General features: G+C 74.4%; 7 protein-coding genes. 6 read left to right on the forward strand and 1 reads right to left on the reverse strand.

The window, feature by feature from the left end; translation table 11 throughout:
* Positions 1–65: 65 nt before the first annotated feature.
* From ABZY57_RS15700 to ABZY57_RS15720, 5 genes are all read left to right on the forward strand, one after another.
* Positions 66–803 (forward strand): GNAT family N-acetyltransferase, encoded by a 738-nt coding sequence (locus tag ABZY57_RS15700; protein WP_356512113.1) that lies wholly within the window; start codon positions 66–68, stop codon positions 801–803.
* A gap of 104 nt (positions 804–907) precedes the next feature.
* A complete protein-coding gene (cbiE, locus tag ABZY57_RS15705) occupies positions 908–2,125 on the forward strand; it encodes a precorrin-6y C5,15-methyltransferase (decarboxylating) subunit CbiE (protein ID WP_356512115.1) in 1,218 nt (405 codons plus the stop codon).
* A 228-nt stretch (positions 2,126–2,353) separates the two neighbouring features.
* Positions 2,354–5,509, forward strand: coding sequence for a nicotinate-nucleotide--dimethylbenzimidazole phosphoribosyltransferase (gene cobT, locus ABZY57_RS15710; protein ID WP_356512116.1), 3,156 nt, complete (start codon positions 2,354–2,356; stop codon positions 5,507–5,509).
* Between the two features lie 419 nt (positions 5,510–5,928).
* Positions 5,929–7,149 (forward strand): uroporphyrinogen-III C-methyltransferase, encoded by a 1,221-nt coding sequence (gene cobA, locus ABZY57_RS15715; protein WP_356512118.1) that lies wholly within the window; start codon positions 5,929–5,931, stop codon positions 7,147–7,149.
* A 67-nt stretch (positions 7,150–7,216) separates the two neighbouring features.
* The gene (locus tag ABZY57_RS15720) at positions 7,217–8,029 is read left to right on the forward strand and encodes an RNA methyltransferase (RefSeq protein ID WP_254384856.1); all 813 of its coding nucleotides are present in this window, start codon (positions 7,217–7,219) and stop codon (positions 8,027–8,029) included.
* A 27-nt stretch (positions 8,030–8,056) separates the two neighbouring features.
* Here the strand turns inward: ABZY57_RS15720 and ABZY57_RS15725 are convergent, their stop codons facing one another.
* Positions 8,057–9,304 (reverse strand): protein kinase, encoded by a 1,248-nt coding sequence (locus ABZY57_RS15725; RefSeq protein ID WP_356512121.1) that lies wholly within the window; start codon positions 9,302–9,304, stop codon positions 8,057–8,059.
* Between the two features lie 554 nt (positions 9,305–9,858).
* Here ABZY57_RS15725 and ABZY57_RS15730 point away from each other — a divergent pair.
* Positions 9,859–10,044, forward strand: a complete 186-nt coding sequence (locus ABZY57_RS15730) for a hypothetical protein (protein ID WP_356512123.1) — start codon at positions 9,859–9,861, stop codon at positions 10,042–10,044.
* The last annotated feature ends 145 nt before the right edge of the window (positions 10,045–10,189 follow it).

The raw sequence follows: 10,189 nt of genomic DNA on the forward strand, positions 1-10,189 counted from the left end.
TGCCGTCCCGCGCCGCGGTCGCCTCGCACCACGGTCGCACCACGGTCTCAGGCTTGGAGCTGCGCATGACTACCACCTTCCCGGACGTCACCATCAGCACGGACCGGCTGGTGCTGCGCCCCTTCGAGGAAGAGGACGTCACCGCGCTCGCCGAGATGATGAACGACGAACACGTCACCGCCTGGACCTCCGTCCCGCACCCCTACACCTACGCCGACGCGGTCACCTGGGCCACGCGGACCGCCCACACCGAGCGCACCGAGGGCCGCGGCATCGTCTTCGCCGTCACCGAGTTCCTCACCCAGCGGCTGGTCGGCATCGTGCACCTGCAGGACACCGACTGGCGGACCCGCACCACCGAGGTCGGCTACGTCACCGCCCCCTGGGCCCGCGGCGAGGGCTACGCCAGCGAGTCCGTCCGCGCCGTGGCCCGCTGGCTCTTCACGGACCAGCGCTTCGAACGCCTCGAACTGCGCACCGCCGCCGACAACACCGCCTCCCAGCAGGTGGCCCAGAAGACCGGTTGCATCAGTGAAGGCGTCCTGCGCAACGCGTGCATAGTGCGCACCCAGAACCCCGACGGCTCCTGGGCCGACACCCGCAGCGACCTCATCGTCTGGGGCCTGGTCCCCGAGGACCTGGACGAGGACGCCGAGGGCTACGACGACTACGGCGACGGCTACGGGGACGGCTACTCCGTGGGCTACGCGGACCCCCGCGACGACGCACGCGACGGCTACCGGATCCCGCCCGCCCAGGCGAACGGCGCGAACGGCTACGCCGTCTTCTCGGACCTGAACTGACCGGATGACCGGGTAGTCTCGCCAAGCCTGCCCCTCGACGAAGCTCCGCCCTGCCCCGGCCACCGCCGGGAAGGGCCCCCTCCCACATCAGGAGACTGACGACGATGGCCGACCGGGTCACGGTGATCGGCTGGGACGGCTCCCCCCTGACCGCGGCAGCCCGGTCCGCGCTCTCCGCCGCCACCCTGGTGGCCGGCGCCGCCCACCACCTCGCCCTCCCCGAAATCCCGCCCACCGCCGAACACGTGCGCCTGGGCAGCCTGTCCATCGCCGCCCGCCGGATCGCCGGCCACCGCGGCACCGCCGTCGTCCTCGCCGACGGGGACCCCGGCTTCTTCGGCGTCGTACGGGCCCTGCGCGCCCCGGAACACGGCCTGGAGGTGGAGGTCGTGCCGGCCGTCTCCGCCGTCGCCGCCGCCTTCGCCCGCGCAGGGATGCCCTGGGACGACGCCCAGGTCGTCGTCGCCCACCGCCGCACCCTGCGCCGCGCGGTCAACGTCTGCCGCGCGCACCCCAAGGTCGCCGTCATCACCTCGCCCGGAGCCGGCCCCGCCGAACTCGCCCTGCTGCTCGAAGGCGTCCACCGCACCTTCGTCATCTGCGAGGAACTCGGCACCGAGAAGGAACAGGTCACCGTCCTCACCTCCGACAAGGCCGCCGACCACAGCTGGCGCGACCCCAACGTCGTCATCGTCATCGGCGGTACGGGACCGGCCGCGACCACCGCCGAACCGGCCTGGCTGCTGGGCCGGAGCACGGCCCCGACCGCCGGACGGGGCTGGGCCCGCCCGCAGATCGACGTAGGAGAAGGAGAGGCCACGCAACTGCGCGCGGCCCAGCTCGCCCGGCTCGGCCCGCGCACCGGGGACCTCGTCTGGGACATCGGCTCCGGGTCCGGAGCCCTCGCCGTGGACGCCGCCGCTCTGGGCGCCGCCGTCATCGCCGTCGACGCCGACCGACACGCTTGCGAACGCACAACGACCGCCGCCCGCGCCCGGGGTGTGCAGCTCCAGGTCGTCAACGGCCGCGCCCCGCACGTCCTGGAGACCCTGCCCGAACCCGACGTCGTCCGCGTCGGCGGCGGCGGGGCCGCGGTGGTCGCCGCCGTCGCCGACCGGCGCCCCGAACGGATCGTCAGCCACGCCTCCACGCGCGACGAGGCGGAGGCCATCGGCCGGGTCCTGACCGAGGGCGGGTACGCCGTCGAGTGCGCACTGCTCCAGTCCGTCGGCCTGGACACCCGTACCTGGACCGAACAACAGCGCTCCGTGGTGTTCCTGCTGGCCGCCGAACGCCCCGTTAACCGCCCGGACCGTACCTAGCGACGAGCCCGGGGTAGGCTGGCCGATCGTCGCACCGCCCGGACGATTCGGGCACGCGGCTCCGGCTGGACGCGCGACGTGGCGCAGTCCACAGAGGACCGTGGCGGTTATGGCCGACACGGCGACGAACGGGCAGGACAATACTTACTGGTTGTCGTGCGGGCGTACGTGAGGCCTCGTTGGCGACCGGGTAGTCGAAGAGGCAACACCGATGGGCGAGGGGTACGCATGACTGACACCGGCCAGGTTCCGGGCGAGGGTCTCCCGGACAGCACGGGCATGGTGGATCAGCCGGGCGTCCCCGCCCCGGTTCCCATGTCCCCTTCCCCGGCGACCGGGAGCTACGCCTTCCAGGACCTCGTGGACGACCCGGCCGAGCCGGAGGACGAGGAACTGCTGCTGATGCCGAGCAGCCAGGGCGCGTGGAGCGACCCCCAGGTCGTCCCGCCGGTGCCCGCCTTCCCCGAGCCCTCCGCGTACACGGACGCCCCGTACGCGGACGGCCCGTACGCCGACTTCGGCGGGGCCCCCGAGTACCGGCAGCCCCACCCGGCCCAGGCCCCGGTTCCCGAGGCGCCGCTCGGCTACGAGACCGCCGGCTACCCGCAGCCGTCCTTCGAGGGGCAGTCCTTCGAGGGGCAGCCGTTCGCGGAGCAGCCGGCCTTCGCCGACGCCTCCTACGGGGCCGGTGCGCACGAGGCCGGCGGCCGGGATTCCGGCGCGCTCGACCTCAGCGGCCTCGTGACCCCGCAGCCCCTGTCCCAGCCCCCGGCGGCCCCGGTCGCGCCGGCCCCGGTGCGGCGGCCGCTGCACATGGGCCCGCCCGTCCCCGAGGCCACCGGCGGAGTCGTACGGTCCCTCGCGGACCGCGGCCCGGCCGCGGCGCCGGCTCCCGCGGCTGCCCCCGCGCAGGCCCAGGCTCCGCTGACGCAGGCCGCGCCCGTGCCGGTCGCCTCCGGCTCCGAGCCCGTGGCACCGGACCTGAACACCCCGGCGACGCCCGTCCCGGTGCGCCAGTCCGGCCCGCCGACCACGGGGCCCGAGTACCTGGACTTCACGCAGGCCGAGGCCGAGCACGTGCCGGTCCCGGCGCAGCAGCCGGTCGAGATCCCGGTCCAGGCCGGGACGCCGTGGTCCGTGGAGCCGGCCCCCGAAGCGCCGGCGCAGCACGTCGTGGAGCCCGTCGCCGAGCCCGTCGCCTTTGCCGAGCCCGAGGCCGCCCCCGCCCCCGTGCCCGAGCCGGAGTCGCCGCCCGTGGCGGAGCCGGTCCCCGCGGCCGAACCGGTCCTCGTCGAGCACGCGCCGGAGCCGGTCGCCGAGCCCGTCGCCTTCGCGGAGCCCGTGGCCGCCGCCGTCGCGGCATCCGAGCCCGTCGCGGTTCCCGCCGTCGAGGTCGAAGCCGAGGCCGCGGCCGAGGTTCCCGCCGCCGTCGAGCCGGAGCCCGCGCCGGTCGTGGAGCCCGGGCCGCAGCCCGCAGAAACGGTGGTTCAGGCCGACGAGCCGGAGCCCCTGCCCGAGCCCGCCCTCGTGGCCCCCGAGTCCGAGCCGGTCGCGGTCGCGCAGGCCGACGTACCGCTGGAGGCCGTACCGGCCCCCGAGGCAGGAACCGAGCCGCAGGCCGAGCCCGAAGCCGAGCCCGAGGCCCCCGTCACCGAGGCGGCCCCCGGATATGCCGACGCCGAGCGCGAGGCCGTCCTGCGCGTCATGCGCGAGCGCCGGGACATCCGCAAGGGCTTCCGCCGCGACCCCATCCCGCACGAGGTGCTGCTGCGCGTCCTGGAGGCGGCCCACACCGCGCCCAGCGTCGGCCACTCCCAGCCGTGGGACTTCGTCGTCATCAAGTCCGCGGAGACCCGCCGGACGATGCACGAGCTCGCCGAGCGCCAGCGCGAGGCCTACGCGAAGTCGCTGCCCAAGGGCCGGGCCAAGCAGTTCAAGGAACTCAAGATCGAGGCCATCCTCGACACCCCGGTGAACATCGTGGTCACCGCCGACCCGACCCGGGGCGGCCGCCACACCCTGGGCCGGCACACCCAGCCGCAGATGGCCCCGTACTCCTCGGCCCTCGCCGTGGAGAACCTCTGGCTCGCGGCGCGTGCCGAAGGCCTCGGCGTCGGCTGGGTCAGCTTCTTCGACGAGCGCGAGATGGTCCGCGAGCTCGGCCTCCCCGAGCACCTGGAGGTCGTCGCCTACCTGTGCGTCGGGTACGTCGACGAGTTCCCCGACGAGCCCGAGCTCGCGCAGGCCGGCTGGTCGCAGCGGCGGCCCCTCGCCTGGGTCGTGCACGAGGAGACGTACGGGCGCCGCGCGCTGCCCGGCGAGGAGCCGCACGACCTCCTCTCCGAGACCGTCGCCAGCATCCGCCCGCTCGACGCGAAGGCGCTCGGCGAGGCGTGGGAGCGGCAGAAGCGCATGACCAAGCCCGCCGGGGCCCTGGGCATGCTCGAAATCATCTCCGCCCAGCTGTCCGGCCTCTCGCGGGTCTGCCCGCCGCCGATCCCGGAGCCCGCCGCGGTGGCGATCTTCGCGGGTGACCACGGCGTGCACGCCCAGGGCGTCACCCCGTGGCCCCAGGAGGTCACCCTGCAGATGGTGGCCAACTTCCTGGGCGGCGGCGCGGTGTGCAACGCGTTCGCCAACCAGGTGGGCGCCGAGGTCTGCGTGATCGACGTGGGCGTCGCCGGTGACCTCCCGGCCACGCCGGGTCTGCTGCCGCGCAAGGTCCGTCCGGGGACGGCCGACCTCTCCACCGGTCCGGCGATGACCCGCGAGGAGGCCGTCGCGGCCATCGAGGTCGGCATCGAGACGGCCCGCGACCTGGTCGCGGCGGGCAACAAGGCGCTCCTCACCGGCGAGATGGGCATCGCGAACACCACGGTGTCAGCGGCCCTGATCTCGGTCTTCACCGGCGTGGACCCCGGCGAGGTCACCGGACGCGGCACGGGCATCAACGACGAGACCCACGCCCGCAAGGTCGAGGTCGTACGGCGTGCCCTGGAGCTCCACCAGCCCGACCCGGCGGACCCGATCGGCGTCCTGGCGGCCATCGGCGGCCTGGAGCACGCGGCGATCGTGGGCCTCCTCCTCGGTGGTGCCTCCCTGCGCACCCCGGTGATCCTGGACGGTGTCAGCGCCGGCGCGGCCGCGCTGGTGGCCCGGGCCATCGCGCCGGAGTCGCTGTCCGCCTGCATCGCGGGACACCGCAGCGCGGAGCCGGGCCACGTGGCCGCCCTGAACAAGCTCGGCCTGCGCCCGCTGGTCGACCTGGACCTCCGCCTCGGCGAGGGCACGGGCGCGCTGCTGGCGCTGCCGCTGGTGCAGAGCGCCGCGCGGGCCATGCACGAGGTGGCGACGTTCGACTCGGCGGGGGTCACCGAGAAGTAGGGCCGGCTCGCTGCGGGGCTCCGGCACCAGATCCAGCCCCTCCGGCGTTCGGGGAGCGGGGGCCCGGGGCAGCGCCCCCGACGGGGCCCGGGGCAGCGCCCCGGTTCCGGGAAGGGGCGGGGTGGGGAGAGCTCCGCAGGGCCCGGGAGAGCCGGGTCCGCGTGCGGCCCCGCACAGCCGCCCCCGGGCGGGAGGCCCCGTACGGGCCGGGGATCATGGGGCTGTGGCCCCGTGGCCTGGGGCGGAGCCCGGAGGCGGGTCGGGTCACCGCCCGGCCGGGGCACAGGCCCCCGGGGCGACCACCGCGCAGGTGGGTCGTATCGTGGACCCCGGACGGGCCACCGCACGTCACCGCCCGATCAGCCGCTCCAGCGACGCAGCGGCCCGCCGTCACCGCCGCATCAGGAGCCGCAACCGCCATGGGACACCCGGCACACCCCGCCTACCCCGTCGGACTCCGTCTCACGGGCCGCCGCGTCGTCGTGATCGGCGGTGGCCAGGTCGCCCAGCGCCGACTGCCCGCGCTCATCGCGGCCGGCGCCGACATCGTCCTCATCTCGCCCTCCGCGACCCCCTCCGTGGACGCCATGGCGGAGACCGGCGAGATCCGCTGGGAGCGCCGCCGCTACGAGGACGGCGACCTGGCCGGCGCCTGGTACGCCCTGGTCGCCACCCGGGACCGCGCCGCCAACGACACCGCCTCCGCCGAAGCCGAGCGCGAGCGGATCTGGTGCGTCCGAGCCGACGACGCCGAGGCCGCGAGCGCCTGGACCCCGGCCACCGGCCGGGTGGAGGGCGTCACCGTCGCCGTACTGAGCGGCAACGACCCCCGCCGTTCCGCCGCCGTCCGCGACGCGGTCGTCGAGGGGCTCCGGGACGGCTCGCTGACCGCCGCCCGCCCGCACACCCCCGGCGTGTCCCTGGTCGGCGGCGGTCCCGGCGACCCGGACCTCATCACGGTCCGTGGCCGGCGCCTGCTCGCCGAGGCCGACGTGGTCATCGCCGACCGGCTGGGCCCCCGCGACCTCCTCGACGAGCTCCCGCCGCACGTCGAGGTCATCGACGCCGCGAAGATCCCGTACGGGCGTTTCATGGCCCAGGAGGCCATCAACGACGCCCTCATCACGCACGCCAAGGCCGGCAAGGCCGTGGTCCGGCTCAAGGGCGGGGACCCGTACGTCTTCGGTCGCGGCATGGAGGAGCTCCAGGCCCTCGCCGAGGCAGGCATCCCCTGCACGGTCGTGCCCGGCATCTCCAGCTCCATCTCCGTGCCCGGCGCGGCCGGCATCCCCGTCACCCACCGCGGCGTGGCCCACGAGTTCACCGTGGTCAGCGGCCACGTCGGCCCCGACGACCCGCGCTCCCTCGTGGACTGGGCCTCGCTGGCCAAGCTCACCGGCACCCTGGTCATCCTCATGGGCGTCGACAAGATCGGCCTGATCGCCGAGGCGCTGGTGCGCCACGGCCGATCCGCCGACACCGCCGTCGCCGTCATCCAGGAGGGCACGACCGCCTCCCAGCGCCGCGTGGACGCCACCCTGGCGACGGTCGGGGAGACCGTCAAGGCCCAGGAGGTCAGGCCGCCCGCCGTCATCGTGATCGGCGACGTCGTGAAGGTGCACCGGCCCGTGGCCGAGTGACACCCCCGCAATCCCGCAACCCGGCAGAGCCGTTGGCACCGCACCCAGGACAAGGCAGTATCACCCTGTGGCTGATCTCATCACCGTCGAGGACCCCGACGACCCGCGCCTGCGCGACTACACGGGTCTGACCGACGTAGAACTCCGGCGCAGGCGCGAGCCCGCGGAAGGTCTCTTCATCGCCGAAGGCGAGAAGGTGATCAGACGTGCCAAGGACGCCGGGTACGAGATGCGCTCGATGCTGCTCTCCGCCAAGTGGGTCGACGTCATGCGCGACGTCATCGACGAGCTCCCGGCTCCGGTCTACGCCGTCAGCCCGGAGCTCGCCGAGCGCGTCACCGGCTACCACGTGCACCGCGGCGCCCTCGCCTCCATGCAGCGCAAGCCGCTGCCCACGGCCGAGGAACTGCTCGCCACCACCCGGCGGGTGGTCATCATGGAGGCGGTGAACGACCACACCAACATCGGTGCCATCTTCCGCAGCGCGGCCGCCCTCGGCATGGACGCGGTACTGCTCTCACCCGACTGCGCGGACCCGCTGTACCGGCGCTCCGTCAAGGTCTCCATGGGCGCGGTGTTCTCCGTCCCGTACGCCCGGCTGGAAGCCTGGCCCAAGAGCCTGGACTCGGTGCGCGAGGCGGGCTTCAAGCTGCTCGCCCTCACCCCGCACCAGAAGGCCTCGCCGATCGACGTGGCGGCTCCTCAGGACCTGGAGCGGGTCGCGCTGATGCTGGGCGCCGAGGGGGACGGGCTGTCGACGCAGGCACTGGTCGCGGCCGACGAGTGGGTGCGGATCCCGATGGCGCACGGGGTGGACTCGCTGAACGTGGGCGCGGCCGCGGCCGTCGCCTTCTACGCGGTGGCCAGCGGCCGCCCGTAGGACCGCACTGGGCCCGGAAGCTCCCGGCTAGAGCTTCTGGGCCAGCGCGATGCCCAGCGCCACGAGCAGCGTCACCACGACGAAGACGATCAGGCGCTGGCGCATCAGCCGGGGGTCCGGCCGTGACGGCCGCCGCCCCGTGCCCGTCGTACGGGGAGCCGGGCGGCCGCCCGTACGCCCGGCCGTGGACCCGGGCCCCCGCGAGCCGGTGCCCCGGGCCGAGGAGGGCCGCGAGTCCGGCCCGCCGCGCGGTCCCCGACCCTGGGACGGCGCCTTCCCCTGGCCGGCTCCGGTTCCCGTACCCGGTCGTCCGGGCGCGGGAGTGCCGGCGCCACGGCGCTCCGTACGCTGCTCGGCGTACCCCGCGGTCTCCTCGACGTACCCCTCGGGCAGTCGCCCCGTCGGCCGCTCGGTCCGCGCCCGCTGCGCGGGCGGGCGGCTGTCGCCCATCCCGTTGGCCTCGCGGGCCGCGATCTCCTTGAGCCGCATCGACAGCTGCAGCGTGGTCGGCCGCTCTTCGGGATCCTTCGCCAGGCAGGCCCGTACGAGGGGCGCGAGCGCGTCCGGAACGCCCTGGAGATGGGGCTCCTCGTGCACCACGCGGTAGAGCATGACCTCGGAACTGCCGTGCCCGAAGGGCGAGTCGGCGGTGGCCGCGTAGGCGAGGGTGGCGCCCAGCGAGAAGACGTCCGTGGCGGGGGTGACGGCGGCTCCGCGCACCTGCTCGGGCGCCAGGAAGCCGGGGGAGCCGACGGCCGTTCCCACGTGGGTGAGGGTGCTGGCGCCGGTGGCCCAGGCGATGCCGAAGTCGATGATGCGCGGGCCCTTGGGCGACAGCAGGATGTTCGAGGGCTTGAGGTCGCGGTGGACCACCCCGGCCTCGTGTACGGCGACCAGTCCCTCGGAGAGCGCGGCGCCGATGGCGGCGATGGCCGCGGCCGTCAGGGGGCCTTCCTCGGCCACCTTGTCGTGCAGGGAGGGGCCGGGCACGTACTGCGTGGCGAACCAGGGGCGCTCCGCCTCCAGGTCCGCGGCCACCAGGCGCGCGGTGCAGCCGCCGCGGATCCGCCGCGCGGCGGAGACCTCGCGCGCGAAGCGGGAGCGGAACTCCTGGTCCTCGGCCAGGTCCGGCCGGATCACCTTGAGCGCGACGCGCTGTCCGCGCCGGTCGGAGCCCAGATAGACGACGCCCATGCCGCCGGCGCCGAGGCGCCGGTGCAGCCTGAACGAGCCGACGACACGCGGGTCCTCGCGCCGGAGCCGCATCATCGCCATGTCCACCCCGCTGACCGGTCGTCCTGTTGACGTGGCACAGCTTACGGACCATCCGGCATGCGCGCTCAGAGGCCGCGCCCTCGCCGGGGGATTCGATTGTCAGTACGGGGCGGTCCACTTGGGGAATCGCGGGACCACCGGTAGGACGCATGTACGGGGACGGGTGGTTCGCTCAAGCCGGGCCAGGGCCAAGGGAATTGGGGTTCGGGGTGGGGCGGCGGGGGAGCGGTGGCCGGCGGAGCGGCCGGCCCCGGTCGGTTGATCTTGGGACTGCCTGGTCGGCGGCTGGACGTGTGCGGTGAGTGACGGAAGTGAGCGAAGTCACTACGCTCCGGTGATCCCCTCCGGGATGACCCTCAGACCGGGGGGCCGGTCTCCACCCAGGGGAGTACGCGCGAGGTGGACTCCTCATCCTCCTGGAGGCCAGGCAATGGGTACGAAGGCATGAGGCCAGGAGCCTTTGCCGCGCCTAGTGTTGAAGACAAGCGGCGGGTGGAGACCACTCGTCCCCCGAGGTGACAAACCCGCCGCTGCCAAACGACAGGGAGAGGACCATGGCGGACATCGCACGGCAAGGACGCAAGGCATTCGCGTTCAACAGCCATGAGTCCGGTCGTCGCCACCCACTGGTGGCCGCGGCCATGGTGCTCCCCCTGGCCGCCCTCCTGCTCTTCCTCTTCGGAGCCTTCGACCAGGTGGCGGCACAGGCGTCGTCCGTAAGCGTGATGCTGGGGCGCTGAGCGGCGCCCCGGGCCCAGGAGAGCGGCCTGGGCCGGGACTGTCACCGGCCGAACCCCGTGGGGACGGGGGAGCGGTCGACGGACGGCAGGTGAAGGGTGCTGCGCGTACGGCTGGGGAGCCGGACGCGCAGCACCCATTTTCATG

This window comes from Streptomyces sp. NPDC006450 (genome assembly GCF_040612195.1).
Lineage (GTDB): Bacteria > Actinomycetota > Actinomycetes > Streptomycetales > Streptomycetaceae > Streptomyces.

Excerpts from the sequence above, each read along its gene's own strand:
- ABZY57_RS15700 (WP_356512113.1), top strand. The coding sequence starts at position 66 with ATGACTACCACCTTCCCGGACGTCACCATCAGCACGGACCGGCTGGTG.
- cbiE (WP_356512115.1), top strand. The coding sequence starts at position 908 with ATGGCCGACCGGGTCACGGTGATCGGCTGGGACGGCTCCCCCCTGACC.
- cobT (WP_356512116.1), top strand. The coding sequence starts at position 2,354 with ATGACTGACACCGGCCAGGTTCCGGGCGAGGGTCTCCCGGACAGCACG.
- cobA (WP_356512118.1), top strand. The coding sequence starts at position 5,929 with ATGGGACACCCGGCACACCCCGCCTACCCCGTCGGACTCCGTCTCACG.
- ABZY57_RS15725 (WP_356512121.1), bottom strand. The coding sequence starts at position 9,304 with ATGGCGATGATGCGGCTCCGGCGCGAGGACCCGCGTGTCGTCGGCTCG.
- ABZY57_RS15730 (WP_356512123.1), top strand. The coding sequence starts at position 9,859 with ATGGCGGACATCGCACGGCAAGGACGCAAGGCATTCGCGTTCAACAGC.